14 protein-coding genes are annotated in these 14,760 nt (G+C 60.3%); 1 reads left to right on the forward strand and 13 read right to left on the reverse strand.

Annotated elements, in window-relative coordinates; translation table 11 throughout:
• Window positions 1–47 precede the first annotated feature (47 nt).
• The 8 genes from B5F94_RS00500 to B5F94_RS00535 all read right to left on the reverse strand — a co-directional run bounded on the left by B5F94_RS00500 (window position 48) and on the right by B5F94_RS00535 (window position 7,859).
• A complete protein-coding gene (locus tag B5F94_RS00500; RefSeq protein WP_087266628.1) occupies window positions 48–1,220 on the reverse strand; it encodes a thiolase family protein in 1,173 nt (390 codons plus the stop codon).
• A 1-nt stretch (window position 1,221) separates the two neighbouring features.
• A complete protein-coding gene (locus tag B5F94_RS00505) occupies window positions 1,222–1,872 on the reverse strand; it encodes a CoA-transferase (protein ID WP_087326523.1) in 651 nt (216 codons plus the stop codon).
• 13 nt (window positions 1,873–1,885) lie between these two features.
• Window positions 1,886–2,539, reverse strand: coding sequence for a CoA transferase subunit A (locus B5F94_RS00510; protein ID WP_087326525.1), 654 nt, complete (start codon window positions 2,537–2,539; stop codon window positions 1,886–1,888).
• Between the two features lies 1 nt (window position 2,540).
• Complete coding sequence (locus B5F94_RS00515) at window positions 2,541–3,770, reverse strand: L-lactate MFS transporter (RefSeq protein ID WP_087326528.1); 1,230 nt, start codon at window positions 3,768–3,770, stop codon at window positions 2,541–2,543.
• Between the two features lie 11 nt (window positions 3,771–3,781).
• Window positions 3,782–4,744, reverse strand: coding sequence for a 3-hydroxyacyl-CoA dehydrogenase family protein (locus B5F94_RS00520; RefSeq protein WP_087187973.1), 963 nt, complete (start codon window positions 4,742–4,744; stop codon window positions 3,782–3,784).
• A gap of 217 nt (window positions 4,745–4,961) precedes the next feature.
• On the reverse strand, window positions 4,962–5,297 hold the full coding sequence (locus B5F94_RS00525) for a hypothetical protein (RefSeq protein ID WP_242965518.1): 336 nt from the start codon (window positions 5,295–5,297) through the stop codon (window positions 4,962–4,964).
• Window positions 5,281–6,558 carry a DUF362 domain-containing protein gene (locus B5F94_RS00530; protein ID WP_087326531.1) on the reverse strand — a complete coding sequence of 426 codons (1,278 nt, stop codon included), beginning with the start codon at window positions 6,556–6,558 and terminating at the stop codon, window positions 5,281–5,283. The genes B5F94_RS00525 and B5F94_RS00530 overlap by 17 nt, the downstream gene beginning before the upstream one ends.
• A 29-nt stretch (window positions 6,559–6,587) precedes the next feature.
• Window positions 6,588–7,859, reverse strand: coding sequence for an MFS transporter (locus B5F94_RS00535; protein ID WP_087326534.1), 1,272 nt, complete (start codon window positions 7,857–7,859; stop codon window positions 6,588–6,590).
• A gap of 198 nt (window positions 7,860–8,057) precedes the next feature.
• Here B5F94_RS00535 and B5F94_RS00540 point away from each other — a divergent pair, with 198 nt between their 5' ends.
• A complete protein-coding gene (locus B5F94_RS00540) occupies window positions 8,058–9,011 on the forward strand; it encodes a LysR family transcriptional regulator (RefSeq protein ID WP_087326537.1) in 954 nt (317 codons plus the stop codon).
• 68 nt (window positions 9,012–9,079) lie between these two features.
• Here the strand turns inward: B5F94_RS00540 and B5F94_RS00545 are convergent, their stop codons facing one another.
• From B5F94_RS00545 to B5F94_RS00565, 5 genes are all read right to left on the reverse strand, one after another.
• Window positions 9,080–10,417 (reverse strand): MATE family efflux transporter, encoded by a 1,338-nt coding sequence (locus tag B5F94_RS00545; protein ID WP_087326540.1) that lies wholly within the window; start codon window positions 10,415–10,417, stop codon window positions 9,080–9,082.
• A gap of 152 nt (window positions 10,418–10,569) precedes the next feature.
• On the reverse strand, window positions 10,570–11,967 hold the full coding sequence (gltA, locus tag B5F94_RS00550; RefSeq protein WP_087326543.1) for an NADPH-dependent glutamate synthase: 1,398 nt from the start codon (window positions 11,965–11,967) through the stop codon (window positions 10,570–10,572).
• A 15-nt stretch (window positions 11,968–11,982) separates the two neighbouring features.
• Complete coding sequence (locus B5F94_RS00555; protein WP_087266644.1) at window positions 11,983–12,840, reverse strand: sulfide/dihydroorotate dehydrogenase-like FAD/NAD-binding protein; 858 nt, start codon at window positions 12,838–12,840, stop codon at window positions 11,983–11,985.
• A 189-nt stretch (window positions 12,841–13,029) separates the two neighbouring features.
• The gene (locus tag B5F94_RS00560; protein ID WP_087326545.1) at window positions 13,030–13,950 is read right to left on the reverse strand and encodes a sensor histidine kinase; all 921 of its coding nucleotides are present in this window, start codon (window positions 13,948–13,950) and stop codon (window positions 13,030–13,032) included.
• A 69-nt stretch (window positions 13,951–14,019) separates the two neighbouring features.
• The gene (locus tag B5F94_RS00565) at window positions 14,020–14,757 is read right to left on the reverse strand and encodes a hypothetical protein (protein WP_087326547.1); all 738 of its coding nucleotides are present in this window, start codon (window positions 14,755–14,757) and stop codon (window positions 14,020–14,022) included.
• Window positions 14,758–14,760: the final 3 nt, after the last annotated feature.

Here is a 14,760-nt window from a genome sequence, read left to right on the forward strand (position 1 = left end):
AATCAATACCTCCATAAAATGGTCAATATAATAATTGTTGTGTCAATTTATTCCGCTTTGAAGATACCGGCCGCGCCCATGCCGCCGGCAATGCACATGGTCACCAGGGCGTACTTGCCGCCGGTGCGGTGCAGCTCAGAGATGGCCTTGCAGGACAGTACCGCGCCGGTAGCGCCCAGAGGATGACCCAGAGCCATGGCGCCGCCGTTGGGGTTGACCTTGGCAGGATCCATGCCCAGTTCCTTGATGCAGGGGCTGACCTGAGCGGCAAAGGCCTCGTTGAGCTCGATCACGTCCATATCGTTCACGGTGAGGCCAGTATACTCCATCACCTTGGGCACGGCGTAGATGGGACCCAGACCCATATAGGCGGGGTCCAGACCGCCCACGCAGAAGCCCAGGAAGGAGGCCAGAGGCTTGATGCCCAGCTCAGCGGCCTTGTCCCGGCTCATGAGCACCAGGAAGGCAGCGCCGTCGCTGGTCTGGGAAGAGGTGGCGGCGGTGACCCGGCCATTCTCCCGGAAGCAGGGCTTCATGGAAGCCATCTTCTCCATGCTGGTGTCACGGCGGATGCCCTGGTCCTTGTCAAAGACGATGGGATTGCCCTCGGCATCCACGCCGGGCAGAGGGATGATCTGATCGTCAAAGTAACCGGCGTCCTGGGCATGAGCAGCCTTCTGATGGCTGGCCAGGGCCAGAGCGTCCATCTCCTCCCGGGTGACGTTGTACTTCTCAGCCACATTCTCAGCGGTCTCGCCGTTGGAGATATACTGATTGGGGTCGTGCTCCAGCAGCCAGGGGTTCATGTCGCCGCTGCGGTCCAGAGTCATGGGCAGAGCGGTCATGGACTCAATGCCGCCGGCCACGATGCAGTCGGCCTGTCCGGCCTCAATCTGCCAGGCAGCCAGGGCCACAGCCTGGAGAGAGGAGGAGCAGAAGCGGTCCACGGTGAGGCCGCAGGCGGTGTAGGGCAGTCCGGCACGGGCGGCCACCAGGCGGGCGGGGTTCAGGCCCTGCTTGGCCTCGGGGATGGCGCAGCCCAGGATCACATCCTCCACCAGAGCGGGGTCCAGCTGGGGGATCTTCTCCATAACACCCTTCAGCACCAGGCCGCCCATGTCGATGGGATGAAGCTGACGCAGAGCGCCCTTCTTACCGGATTTAGCTACAGCAGAGCGGCCGTAGGCCACGACCACTGTTTTGCTCAGCGGTTTTGCCATATCAATCTTCCTCCATTACAATCAGATCAGGGGCCACCAGAAGCTTAGGCTCCACAGCGGCCTGAATTTCTTCCACGGTATGGCCCTTGCGGATCTCGGCCAGCACCAGACCCTCCGGGGTCACGTTGATGACACAGCGGTCGGTAACGATGTGGTCCACGCAGTGGATGGCAGTGAGGGGCATGGTGCACTGGTTCACCACCTTGGGCGCACCGTTTTTAGCCACCAGATCCATGGCCACAATCACCTTCCGGGCGCCGTTGCACAGGTCCATGGCGCCTCCCATGCCAAAGGCACGACCGGGAGAAGCCCAGTTGGCCAGATCACCGTTGGCGGATACCTGAAGGCCGCCCAGCACGGTGGCAGCCAGCCGACCGGACCGGATGACACCGAAGGACATGGCCACATCGAAGGCGCTGGCGCCAGGGACAGGGATAAAGTTTACGCCGCCGGCATTGACGAACCGCTCGTTCATCATCAGGCCCTCATTCACTGTGGCGCCGATGCCGATAAAGCCATTCTCGCTCTGGAAGAGCACCCCTTCGGCGGCATAGCTGCCGCAGAGGCTGGGGATACCGATGCCCAGGTTGACCACGTCGCCGGGTTTGAAGTAGGCAGCAGCCCGCTTGGCGATAAAGTTTCTGTTGTCCATCTGCTCCCCCTCCTTACACCAGAATCATGTCCACGAACATACCAGGCACCTTTACTTCATCCGGGCCGATCTCACCCAGATCGCAGAAGTGATCGCACTCCACGATGGACAGGTCGGCGCAGGTGGCGATGACCGGGTGGGAGGCGTGGCCGCTGCTGCCCCGATAGGCCAGGTTGCCAAGAGGATCGGCCTTCCGGCAGCGAGTCAGGGCCACGTCAGCGTGGAGCGCGGTCTCCAGCAGGTACTTCTGGCCATTGACCTCAATAACCTGCTTGCCCTCCTCCACCACGGTACCCAGGCCGGTCTTGGTGAGCACGCCTCCCAGGCCCATGCCGCCGCAGCGGATGCGCTCGATGAAGGTACCCATGGGGATAAGCTCGGCCTTCAGGGAGCCGTCCTGAATACGGGCGTTGGTACGGGGATTGGTCCCCACATGGGTGGTGATCATTTTGTCCACCCGCCCGGCCTCAATGATGCGGCTGATGCCCATGCCGGGGTCGCTGGAATCGATGGAGTACACCGTCAGATGCTTGGCCCCGCTCTCCAGCACACAATCAATCAGCCGTTCCGGCATATAGTGATTGGTCTGGCCGCCGATGGCGATGGTCTGGCCGTCCTTGAAGCTGGCGATGATCTGCTCCATGGTACGTACTTTACTTAGTTCCATATCATTCTCCTTTGCGGGACACAGGTTTCAGGAATCGGGAGAGGACCAGGCCAACTGCCGCCAGCACCGCGGCAGTGACATAGGCTCCGGTATAGCTTCCTCCTCCCATAGTTTTAAAGGTAGTAGCCAGGCTGGGCCCGATGAGACTGGCCAGGCCGAACACCACATACATGACGCCGTAGTTTTCCGTGATGTACCGGGGGCCGAACATCCGGGCGGTGAGGGGTGTGAGGATGGAGGCCAGGCCGCCATAGCAGGAAGCCGCCACGCCCATCAGCACCAGCACCAACACCTCCTGCCCCACCACGGCCAGCAGGCCCATGGACAGGATGCACAGCACAAAGACCGCACCAGCGGTATTGACCAGTCCCAGCTTGTCCGACAGGCTGCCCCACAGAAAGCGTCCGGCCATGTTGCAGGCGGCAAACACGCTGACGAAAAGGGCCGCTCTGGAGGAGGAATAGCCCAGGGACTGCTGGAGGATGGGAGATGCCTGGCTGATGACGATGACGCCGGCCACCAGGCCGCAGGTGAACACCACAACCATCTTCCAGAAGGTTCCGGTACGCACCATCTGGCCCCGTCTCAGGTCGGCGGCCCCTCCCTGCTCCCCCCTGCTCTTGGGCGCCATAGCGGCCTGAAAACCCTCGGGCGGATCAATCAGAAGCAGGGAGCCGACCAAAATAATTACGGCAAAGAGGATGCCCAGCACCTGAAAGGCCCGGTCCATGCCCACACCCTCCATCAGCGCCGCGGCGGTAGGGGCCCACAAAATGGCGCCTGAGCCGTAGGCGGCGGTGCCCAGTCCGGAGGCCAGTCCGGACCGGTCTGGGAAGAGGCGCACCACATAGGCCATCATGCTGGGGTAGATGAAACCTACGCCCAGTCCGGAGATCACACCGTAAAACAGATAGAGCTGCCAAATCTGGTTCATCCATCCCGTCAGCAGCAGTCCGCCGCCGAAGAGAATCGCACCTACGATCACACCGGCCCGGGTGGACATACGGCGGATCAGTCCGCCGAAGATCAGAGGCGCCATGGTGGAACACAGTACCGTAATGGTATAGGCCAGGGCCACGCCGGAGTCAGCCCAGCCGAAACGAGTCACAATGGGGTTTTGCAGCACGCTCCAGGCGTAGCCGAAGCCGGCGCAGACACAGATCACCATGGCGGAAATGAGACAGACCCAGCGCCGCCGGGTAAACGCGGTAAAATCCTTCGGGAAAGCCATGAAACCTCCTCTTACAGCTTGCGGTGGAGTTTCAGCAGCTCAATGAGCATCTGATCCCGATACTTGGCGCAGTCCTCATTGGTGTGGCCGATGTGATCGGGGAAATTGGCCATCTCCTTGTCCACACCGGGCTGAGCCACCTCGGCCCAGTTGTCGGGCTGATGGGTCCAGGAAGCCATGTCAGCCAGCCAGCGGTCGCCGGAGTTGCCCAGCATCTGCACCATACCGGTGAGACCGCCGGGGTTGCCCAGCTGCATGATCATGTTGTGGCCGAAGATGGCCCAGCGCAGGCCGGGGCCGTATACCAGGGCCTTGTCCGCGTCCTCCACGGAGCACACGCCCCGCATGACCAGATCCTGCACCTCACGGTAAAGGGCCAGCTGGAGCCGGTTGGCAATAAAGCCGGGGCACTCCTTGCGCAGCAGCACCGCCTCCTTGCCGATGGACTGATAGAAGTCGTAGGCCAGCTGGAGCAGCTCCGGATCGGTCTTGTCGCCGGAGGTCAGCTCCACCAGGGGAATCAGATGAGGGGGATTGTAGGGGTGGGCACCCACGCAACGCTCCGGGTGAGCCGCCTGGGCTGCGATATCACTGACCAACAGGCCGGAGGTGGAGCTGGCATAGATGGCGTCGGCGGAAGCATACTCCTCCACCTGGGCCAGGATAGACCGCTTGATCTCCAGCCGCTCAGGGCCGCTCTCCTGGATGAACTGGGCGTTCTTCACCGCCTCTTCCATGGAGGTGGTCAGCTTCACACGATCGGCGATCTCCTGCCGCCGCTGGGGTGTCACTGCCTTGAACTGCTCCAGGGCATCCAGGCTCTTGTGCATCTGAGCCTGACTCTTGGCCAGCTGCTCGTCATTGATATCGTACAGAACCACATCCAGGCCCTTCATGGCAAACTGAATTGCCCAGCTGGAACCGATCACACCGCCGCCCACACAGGCCACTCGCTTGATCTCTTCCGGTTTCATATGTAAATCCAGCTCCTTTCACTGTGTAACCCGGCGGCGTGCTGGCGCCGGCGGTCCGTTGGGATCCAGGTTCGAGAATAGAGTCAGAGCCCTGGAAAGACACTCTTTCAGGGCAAGCTGACTCTGTTCCCGCGCAGGGCGTCCCGTTCTTGGACTTCAAAGCCCTGCGCCCTGCCGGGGCGTGATCCCATCCCGCCCCGGCAGAACATCTGTGGAATTATAGCGGAGGCCTGTATCCGAACGGGTTCAGGCCTCCCCTTCCCCGCTCTAAGCTGCAGTGATAGCGCAGGCTGGTGGCGGCGCGCACCATCTCGTCCCAGTTGGAAAACTGGGTGCTCTCCTTGACAAAGCTGTCCAGCAGAAGGGGCGCATAGACGATGGTATCCGCCTTCCAGTTGACCATCACCGCACTGGAGAATTTGAACCCGTCAAAGTTCTCAAAGCGGGTGTTCTGCTGCATGAATTCGTCGGTAAAGATATCCTCCAGCAGCTTCATCAGTTCAGGGGCGTTGGTCAGGGACACATAGCCCTGATTATTATTTGTTGCTTCCATAGAACTTCTCGGCCTCTTTCTCAACGTAGCCGCGCCAGGCGGGAGCATCGTCCTCCATCCGCTGACGAATCCAGGGCATCAGTTCAGGCTGGCCGGTGACAGGCTCCTTGCGGACGACGGTCATGTACAGGGAGCCCTCTCCGGGGGGACAGCCGGGCAGGAAGTAGGCATCGGGATGCTCCTTCAGGTGCCGGCGGGTGCAGTTGCCGTGGAGGATGATCTGCTTGTCGGGGGTGTTGGGATCCAGCTTGTTGTCGCAGCCGGCCACAACGGTCATGCCCTTGTTCTCATCGTAGATGCCGATGGCCTTCAGGGTCTCCATGTTCAGGGTGAGCAGAGCCTGGCAGCTGGAGCAGGCGCCCTCGCAGTGGACGTCATACTCAGGCCAACGGTTGCGGATGTCCTCCAGATAGGGGACCCACATCTTCTTGTAGCAGTCGGCCAGCTTGTCACCCACCACCTCGATGTGATCCGGGTTGGTGGTACCCAGGCCCACCTCATCGGCCACCTTGAAGTAACTCACGCCGTCGGGATCGATGCCCACCAGCTCGCAGGCCATGCGGTCCAGAGCCACGGGGTCCTTGGAACCCATGACGCAGTCCAGCTCAATGGGGGTGGGAGTGTGGGGGGAGTAGCCGCTGGCGGCGCTCATCACGTCCATGATGTTCAGGTCGGGCCGGCAGACGCTCCACACATCCATCATGGCCATGGTCAGGTTCTGGCGGTGCATGGTGGTGTGGACCTGGTCCTGCACCACGCCCTTGATGTTCTTCAGCGCACCGGAGAACACCATGCTGGCGTGGGCCTTCAGGATGGGCAGGTTGATGATGTGCTCGGCCTCCAGCAGCAGGCGGGGCAGCTTCACATGGCTGATGTTGGAGCGGTAGCCGCGGACAGCCACATTGATGAGGTCCTTGTCCCGCTTGATGTCGACCAGCTCCACGCCCTCTTCCTCGGCCACCTTGGCAATGCCGCAGGCCTCGTAGCACTCGATGGTGTCGCAGCCAACGGCGGCGGCCTCAGCGATGACGATGCGCTTGGGATTGGCCTTCTTGACCTCGCGGATCACGGCGCGGACGGTCTCGGGGTGGGTACACACGGCAAACTCCGGGGGAGCCGCATGACCGGCGTTGGGCTTGAGTACTACAGTGGAGTTGGGCTCGATCATCTTGGTCACGCCGCCCATCATGTCAAAGACGCGGGTAACGTTTTCCTGTACGTCCTTGCCATGGGCAAGCGCCACAGTAGAGTTCTTGCTCATAGGGTTACCTCCTTTTGTATTTGGACCGCTCACTTTTTATGGGCGGCCATGTAGTCCTGGTCATACTTGTGATCCTGCAGAGCCAGAATCAGCAGGATGGAAATAAAGGCCAGTACCGCGAAAACGATGTAAGCCACGCTCAGGCTGTTGAACAACTGCTTGATCAGGCCGTTGACAGCAAAGTTGAGCATGAAGATGATGCTGGTCAGGGGGAACACCACGCTGTTGACCTTGGCGTAGCCCACCCGGCCGAACACGGAGCCGGGAACGGAGTTCATCAGGTTGGGAGCGGCAGCACCCAGGAAGCCGATGATCACCAGGGACACCCACACCAGAGGCATGATGCCGCTGACGTTACACAGCATGGCGATGATGTACAGAACGCCGGTGAGCACGCCCGCCTTCTTGATGCCAAGTTTAAACACGATGCGGCCGAAGATCACCGAGCCGATGATGCCGATCACAGCGATGGCGCTCATAACGCCGGTGGCCATACCCAGATCCATGCCCACCTCCATGTTGCGGGCAACCAGCTGGGTCATAATACCCATCTGGACCAGCATCAGCAGGCCGGTGGCAAACACACACAGCCACACTTCCTTGGTCCGCAGCAGCTTGCCGGTGGTCCAGCCCGCATCGGAAACCTCGGGGGGCTTGGTGGAATAGTTAGCCTTGAACTCGGCCTCAGTGACGTTATCGGGATACAGGCCTCGCTCAGTGGGGGTATTGCGCAGCAGGATGGCGCCGATCACGCCCACCACCACAGCCACAATGCCGCAGATCATGGAGCTGGTGCCGATGCCCATCGAACCCACCAGCACGGTAAGCAGGGGGACGAAGAGCATGGTGCCCAGATTGGAACCCATGGCCACAACGCTCATGGCCTGGCCCTGCTTCTTGGGGAACCACATGGCCACCAGGGTACCGATGCCCACAAAGGAGCCGGCGCTCAGGCCGCCGCCCACGCAGCACATGGCGATGAGATACATGGGCACGTTCACGGCGTTACCGGCAGCGATGTGACCCAGGCCCGCCAGGATCAGGCAGCCGGCAGCCACCTTGCTGGGGCCGATGCGCTGATTGACCTGGCCGGCCACAATGGCCACCAGAACACCAATCACACCGGCAATGGAGTTCATGGTAAGGATCAAACTTTGATCCACGTTCAACTTTTCCGCTACCGCGGGAGAGATCACGTTGGTGCCGTCAGCAAAAAAGCCGCCGTTGCTGAAGAAGATCAGCAATCCGAAGATCAGCAGAAACCAACCCCAGGCACCAAAGCCTCGCTTCGTTTGTTCCATACTTTCACATTCCTTTTTACACATTCCATCTGGGCAAACCGGACAGCGCCGTCTGCCCTTCCCTCTTGCGTAGCATTGCCTGACGTTCCGGATCGTCTTGGAGCGATTATCAGTATAAGCTTTACAAGCATTTTTGAAAAATATATAATGTTTACAACAGTATAAACAATTCATATACTTACCAGGAGGAAACTTGGCATGGAACTTTCACAGCTTCGGTACTTTTCTGCCGTAGCCCAGTTGGGTAATATGTCCAAAGCGGCTGAGACCATGTTTGTGTCACAGCCCAATCTGAGCACTTCCCTGTCCCGGCTGGAGGAAGAGGTAGGAGTCCCGTTGTTTGAACGCAGGCGGGGCAAGATCACCCTGAATCAGAGCGGCGAGTGTTTCCTGCGCTATGTGGATCAGGCTTTGTCCGCCCTGGAAAAAGGCGTGCAGGAGGTACGCAACCTTAACGCCGACCGCCCAGAACCCCTGTCTATTGCCTGTATGGTGGACGATACGATCATGCTTCAGCAGTTTCTGCTGAAAAATCCGGATATCAGTTTGAATCATCAGCGCGCCGATCTGCCCTCCGTCACCGCAATGCTGGAGCGCCAGGAGGTAGACCTGGCGCTCACGGTACTGGAGCCCCCGGGAGACGATCTGGCCTTTGAACGGCTGTATGAGTGTGACTTTGTGCTGCTGCTTAACCGCGCCCATCCCCTGGCCAGCTGCCAGAGTATCAGCCGTCAGCAGCTGGCGGGCGAGCACCTGGCCATTGACGGTTCCCGGGTCAACCGGACCACCTTCTGCGCCGCCGAAGGAAAAATGGGAAGCACCCCCATCATCGACTACGACGTGCGGCACCTGGAGCTGCTGCTCTCCCTGGTGGAGGCCAACCGCTGTATCTCCATTGTGCCATCGGTAAAATATCGGGAGCTGCGGCTGCTGGGCAAGCACAGCGACGTGGTCTGCCGGCCCTACTCCGACGGCGCACCGGTGGCCTATTTCGGCGTCGCCTACCACAAGCGCCGTCCGCTGAACGCTCAGGGCAAGCGCTTTCGGGACTTTGTGCGCGACTATATGCAGGGGATCGACCGGGCCTATGAGGCATTGATGGAGCAGGTCCGCTCCGAGATTGCAGACGATGCATCGCAGAGCGCCACCTGACCTGAGCGCATATAAAAAGCCCCCGCTGGGGACCATTTGAGGTCCTCAGCGGGGGCTTTTTCATTCTGTTATGCTACGTTCTTTGCAATTTTCCAGCGGTTGGAGCGGTAGAACCACCAGCCCACCGGCACCGAGCTGGACACCGCGATACCACAGGCCAGATAGACGCCGTAGATGCCCATAAAGTGCTCCAGCACCACAGCCAGCACCAGACGCACTACAATGCAGTTGAGGAAGGAGTTCCACATAATAAATACCGTGTGACCCGAACCGGTGGCCAGGGTATTGTAGGTAAACATTCCCGCATAGAACAGCTGACACACAATCTCGATCCGCAGGTTGATGACCGCCCAGGCCTGCACATCGGGGTCGGGGGTAAAGATCATCACCAGCCAGGGGGCCAGCACCTCAGCCAGGACGATGATAATCGCCGCCATACCCAGTGACAGCTTCATACAGGTCTTCATCACCTGCTCCGCCCGGTCATACAGCTTGGCGCCCAGGCACTGGGCACACATGGTGCCCGCGCCGGTGGTAAGGGCGGACAGGAAGAGCTGACAGAAATCCCGGATCTTGTTGGATACGCCGTTGGCAGCGGACACATCCACGTCGTACTTGTTGATGAGGGTAAGCACCACCAGCCAGGACACACTGGCGATGGTCCACTGGAGAGCCACCGGCAGACCCAGCTTCAGGGTGCGGCTCACCACCTGCTTCTCCGGAGCCAGGTATCGGGGCAGCAGGCCCAAACTCTCCCGGTGGATCAGGCAGAAGATCAGGGCGGTCACAAAGGACACTCCCTGCCCGATCACGGTAGCCAGGGCAGCGCCCATCACTCCCATCTCACACACGGCAACAAAATAAATGTCCAGCACCACATTGAGGCTCACCGACAGGATGATGCAGTACAGCGGGATGCGGGAGTTGCCCACGCCACGCAGGATGGCCGACAGGGCGTTATAGCCGAAGATGAAAAGCAGGCCCACGCCGCAGATTCCCAGATAGGCCACTGAATCCTCCATAGCAGGAGCACGCAGCAGGATCAAAATAGGCCGGCACAGCAGCACCACCAGAGCGGTAAAGAGGATACCAGCAATGATGCCGATAGTCAGGGTATTGCCCGCTGCTTTCCGGCGGTCCTCCTCGGCGCCGCTGCCGAAGTAGCGGCTTACCAGGATGTTGCCGCCTACCGTAACACCAATCGCCAGTTGGGTGAGCATATTCATGATCACGCTGGAGGTGTTGATGGCGGAGATTCCGTTGTCTCCAATAAAATGGCCGGCAATGATGATATCTGTGATGGAATAGATGGCCTGCAGCAGGCTGGAGGTCACCAGGGGCATGGCGTACCGAATAAGCTTCCGGCTGACGCTACCCTGGGTCAGGTCATTTTGAAGGGCGGGCATTCCCATTCTCTCCTTTTCTCTGTCTCATACAGAATATAGTGTACCTCTCCCCCGCCCCGGCCGCAATACCCACCTTTTGCACAGTCACTTCCCTTTTAGTAATCAAAAAAGCAGAAAAGGGCCCTGCCGCTGTGCAGCAGGGCCCTCATAGATTACTTGCTGTGCTTTTTGGTCAGATACTCGTGCATGGAAGCGGCAGCCTTCTTGCCGGCGCCCATGGCCAGGATCACGGTAGCCGCGCCGGTGACCGCGTCGCCGCCGGCGTACACGCCCTCCCGGCTGGTCTCCATGGTCTCCTCGTTGACCTGGAGGCAGCCCTTCTTGTTGGTCTCCAGGCCGGGAGTGGTGGACCGGATCAGGGGGTTGGGGCTGGTGCCCAGGCTCATGACCACAGTGTCCACGTCCATCACGAAGTTGGAGCCCTCCACCACCTTGGGGGCACGGCGGCCGCTCTCGTCGGGAGCAGTGAGGCGCATCTTGACGCACTCCAGGCCGCCCACCTTGCCGGTGCCGTCGTCCAGTACCCGCACAGGATTGGTGAGCAGCATGAACTCGATGCCCTCCTCCTTGGCGTGGTGGACCTCCTCCTTACGGGCGGGCATCTCCTCCTCGTCCCGGCGGTAGAGCACATAGACGTGCTTGGCGCCCATGCGCTTGGCGCAGCGGGCGGCGTCCATGGCCACGTTGCCGCCGCCGATGATAGCAGCGGAGCCGGAGATCTTCAGGGGGGTGTCGTATCCCTCCCGGTAGGCCTTCATCAGGTTGATACGGGTCAGGTACTCGTTGGCGGAGTACACGCCCGCCAGGGTCTCGCCCTCGATGCCCATGAACATGGGCAGGCCGGCGCCGGAGCCAATGAACACGGCCTCGTAGCCCTCCTCAAACATCTCGTCGATGTCGAAGGTCTTGCCGATGACCATGTCGGTCTCCAGATCCACGCCCAGGGCGGACAGCTTGTCCACCTCATTCTGCACGATGGCCTTAGGCAGACGGAACTCGGGGATGCCGTACACCAGCACGCCGCCGGCGGTATGGAAGGCCTCGAACATGGTGACCTGATAGCCCAGCTTGGCCAGGTCGCTGGCGCAGGTCAGGCTGGCGGGGCCGGAACCCACCACCGCCACCTTGATGCCGTTGCTCTGGGGCTTCTCAGGCATGGCGTTGATGTTCTCCCGGTACCAGTCGGCCACAAAGCGCTCCAGGCGGCCAATGGCCACAGGCTCACCCTTGATGGCACGGACGCAGCGGGCCTCACACTGGCTCTCCTGGGGACACACACGGCCGCTGACGCTGGGCAGGGCGTTGGTGTCGGAGATGATCTCATAGGCGGCCTTGAAGTCGCCCTCGGCCACCTTGGCGATGAACTCAGGGATGCGAATATTCACCGGGCAGCCGCCCACGCAGGGCTTGTGCTTGCAGTTGAGGCAGCGGCCGGCCTCCTCCATGGCCATCTCGGCAGTGTAGCCCAGAGAGACCTCCTGGAAGTTATGGTTGCGTACATTGGGGTCCTGCTCCGGCATGGGGACCTTCTTCAAACTCATATTAGGCATTGTATCAGTCTCTCCTTACTGGATCATTTCCTTGGCAAGCTGGTCCATGCGGCAGGCGTGGCGCTCCTTCTCCTCCGCCTCCTGAGCACGGTAAACCGCATTGCGGTTCATCAGCTCGTCAAAATCCACCTCGTGGCCGTCAAAGTCGGGGCCGTCCACACAGGCAAACTTCATCTTGCCGCCCACGGTGACACGGCAGCCGCCGCACATACCGGTGCCGTCGATCATGATGGGGTTCAGGGAGACGATGGTCTTGATACCGTAGGGTTCGGTGGTCTTGGACACAAACTTCATCATGGGGATGGGACCGATGGCGATGACAGCATCATAGTGGATGCCGGAGTCAATGAGCTCCTTCAGCTTGACGGTAACGAAGCCCTGCTCGCCATAGGAGCCGTCGTCGGTCATAATGTAGCAGTGGTCGCTGACGGACTTGAACTCGTCCTCCAGAATGACAATATCCTTGGAGCGGAAGCCGGCGATCACGTCCACCTCCAGGCCCTCGGCATGGCAGGTCTTGGCCTGGGGATAGGCAATGGCGCAGCCCACGCCGCCGCCCACCACGCAGACGCGCTTGGCGCCCTCAGGCAGCTCGGTGGGCAGGCCCAGAGGACCCACAAAGTCCTGGATGTGGTCGCCCTCATTCAGGTCGGCCAGCAGCTCGGTGGTCAGGCCCACCTTCTGGAAGATGATGGTGATGGTGCCCTTCTCACGGTCATAGTCGGCGATGGTCAGGGGGATGCGCTCACCCTGCTCATCCAGCCGCAGAATGATAAACTGTCCCGCCCGCGCCTTCTTGGCGATCAGGGGGGCTTCAACCTCCAGCAAGGTAACGCTGGGGTTCAGCACCTTCTTGCGTACGATCTTTACCATAGTATTCAACCTCTTCTTCTCAATAACAATCTGCGGCACGGTTTCCCGTCACGGCCGCTTCCGCCATTTTTATGACTGCCCAGTTTAGAAAACCTTACAGCCCCAATGGTTTGCGGCCTTCCAGTCATACGGATAAACGATATCAGTTTTCCCTTACTTTGTCAAGCGGCAATCACCGCCTTTGGCACATCATCCAAAGCTTCGCCCCTGCCAAAGGGGCCACTGTACCCGAATGGCAAACATACCGTTTTCCAGTTCAGCGGTCAGTTGGCAGCCCATCTGCTCCGCCAGAGTTTTGACAATGGCCAGGCCCAGACCGGTGTTGCGGCCGGTGCGCATTTTATCGGAAGTAAAGAAGCGATCGAAGATATGGGGCAGGTCCTCCGCCGTCAGCTCATCGGTCTCGTTGGCAAAGAGGCTCACCACCTTGTCCCCCTCCTGCCAGAGCCGGACGGTCATCTTCCCCCGTCCGTGGTCCAGGGCGTTGCGGATCAGATTGGTAAATACCCGCAGTACGCCGCCGTTGTCTGCCTGCACCGGCGGCAGATGCTCAGACAACTCCACCGTCATATCAAAGTGCCGGTCGGTAAAGTCGTTGTAGAAGGCGGCCAGCAAACCTGACAGGCTGGTATAGAGATTCACCGGTTCCTGCTCCAGAGGAAACTCTCCCCCTTCCAGCCGGGACAGGTCATAAAAGCCGGTGATGAGACTCTGCAATGCCTTGGCCCGGCTCTCCACCACCGCAAGGTACTCCCTCCGCTCTCCCTCCGGCAGCGAAGGGTCCTCCAGCAGCTGAAGATAACCCAGGATGGAGGTCAGAGGGGTACGCAGGTCATGGGACACGTTGGCAATCTGCTGGCGAAGGGAGCGCTCCCGCTCCAGCCAGCGGGACTGGTCCTCCCGCCGCAGCTCCAGCAGGTGGTTGACCCCCTCCAACAGTTCCTCCGCCGCCCGGTTGGGTATCGCCATCCGCAGCCGCGCGGTGCTGTCTCCCTGGGTGAGCTCCCGTAGCTGCTCCGCCGCCCCTTTCAGCGCCCGGTGCTGGGTCCAAACCCACAGACCCAGTCCGGCGCATACCGCCGCCAGCACAACGCAAAGGATGATCGCCATGGTCCCATCTCCTCTCCAGCCCAAGCGGGCGTGCCGCAGGAAGCGGCACGCCCGTGGAAAAGTTTCTTTTTACTTGATCTCCCGCCGCCGGAACCAGAGCAGGCCCAGCGCTGTGGTAAATACCAGCCAGCCTATCCCTACAGCCCAGCACCAGAACTGGTACTCCCAGGTAAGCCAGCCGGACAGAAAATCAGGCATCAGCAGGGATGCTGGCATTAAAATCGCCTGAATCAGACTGCCGACCCGGCCCTCGGTACCCATGGCCGCCAGCACAGGCTGGCCAAAGAAGCTGAGGATATAATAGAACGCCATCCATGCCGCCGTGCTGGGGATGAGCAGGGCCATCATGTGGCACAAGCTATATATCCCGCACCAGACGGGAAGGGCCCCCAGCAAAGAGAAGCCTACCACCGCCAAAGCAACCAAATCGGCCTCCCGGGAGTAGTGAGGCAGGGCCAGCCAACCCACCAGCAGGTAGCTTCCCAACAGCAGCAGGCACAGCACCAGCCCCAGCATCAATCCGGCCAACAGCTTGCCCCAGTAGATCCGTCCCCGGCTCAGCCCGAAGGACACCTCATTTTTTAAGCTCCCCAGGGCCTTGCCGTCCACGATCTGGGTAAGCAGCGGGGCAACCAGCATCCCCAGCAGCATGGTAGTGGAGGCAGCGGAGGCCATTTGGGAAAAGTCGTCAGCCTCCAGCATCATAAAGGTGAACAGAGCGGTACACAGTCCCAGGAAAAGGGCCAGACCGTAAATTCCCTTGTGCCGGAAGGCCTTCCACAGCTCCGCCTTAATGTAGTTGAGCATATG

This window comes from Flavonifractor sp. An4, assembly GCF_002161755.1.
Lineage (GTDB): Bacteria > Bacillota > Clostridia > Oscillospirales > Oscillospiraceae > Flavonifractor > Flavonifractor avicola.

Excerpts from the sequence above, each read along its gene's own strand:
- B5F94_RS00500 (WP_087266628.1), bottom strand. The coding sequence starts at position 1,220 with ATGGCAAAACCGCTGAGCAAAACAGTGGTCGTGGCCTACGGCCGCTCT.
- B5F94_RS00505 (WP_087326523.1), bottom strand. The coding sequence starts at position 1,872 with ATGGACAACAGAAACTTTATCGCCAAGCGGGCTGCTGCCTACTTCAAA.
- B5F94_RS00510 (WP_087326525.1), bottom strand. The coding sequence starts at position 2,539 with ATGGAACTAAGTAAAGTACGTACCATGGAGCAGATCATCGCCAGCTTC.
- B5F94_RS00515 (WP_087326528.1), bottom strand. The coding sequence starts at position 3,770 with ATGGCTTTCCCGAAGGATTTTACCGCGTTTACCCGGCGGCGCTGGGTC.
- B5F94_RS00520 (WP_087187973.1), bottom strand. The coding sequence starts at position 4,744 with ATGAAACCGGAAGAGATCAAGCGAGTGGCCTGTGTGGGCGGCGGTGTG.
- B5F94_RS00525 (WP_242965518.1), bottom strand. The coding sequence starts at position 5,297 with ATGGAAGCAACAAATAATAATCAGGGCTATGTGTCCCTGACCAACGCC.
- B5F94_RS00530 (WP_087326531.1), bottom strand. The coding sequence starts at position 6,558 with ATGAGCAAGAACTCTACTGTGGCGCTTGCCCATGGCAAGGACGTACAG.
- B5F94_RS00535 (WP_087326534.1), bottom strand. The coding sequence starts at position 7,859 with ATGGAACAAACGAAGCGAGGCTTTGGTGCCTGGGGTTGGTTTCTGCTG.
- B5F94_RS00540 (WP_087326537.1), top strand. The coding sequence starts at position 8,058 with ATGGAACTTTCACAGCTTCGGTACTTTTCTGCCGTAGCCCAGTTGGGT.
- B5F94_RS00545 (WP_087326540.1), bottom strand. The coding sequence starts at position 10,417 with ATGCCCGCCCTTCAAAATGACCTGACCCAGGGTAGCGTCAGCCGGAAG.
- gltA (WP_087326543.1), bottom strand. The coding sequence starts at position 11,967 with ATGCCTAATATGAGTTTGAAGAAGGTCCCCATGCCGGAGCAGGACCCC.
- B5F94_RS00555 (WP_087266644.1), bottom strand. The coding sequence starts at position 12,840 with ATGGTAAAGATCGTACGCAAGAAGGTGCTGAACCCCAGCGTTACCTTG.
- B5F94_RS00560 (WP_087326545.1), bottom strand. The coding sequence starts at position 13,950 with ATGGCGATCATCCTTTGCGTTGTGCTGGCGGCGGTATGCGCCGGACTG.
- B5F94_RS00565 (WP_087326547.1), bottom strand. The coding sequence starts at position 14,757 with ATGCTCAACTACATTAAGGCGGAGCTGTGGAAGGCCTTCCGGCACAAG.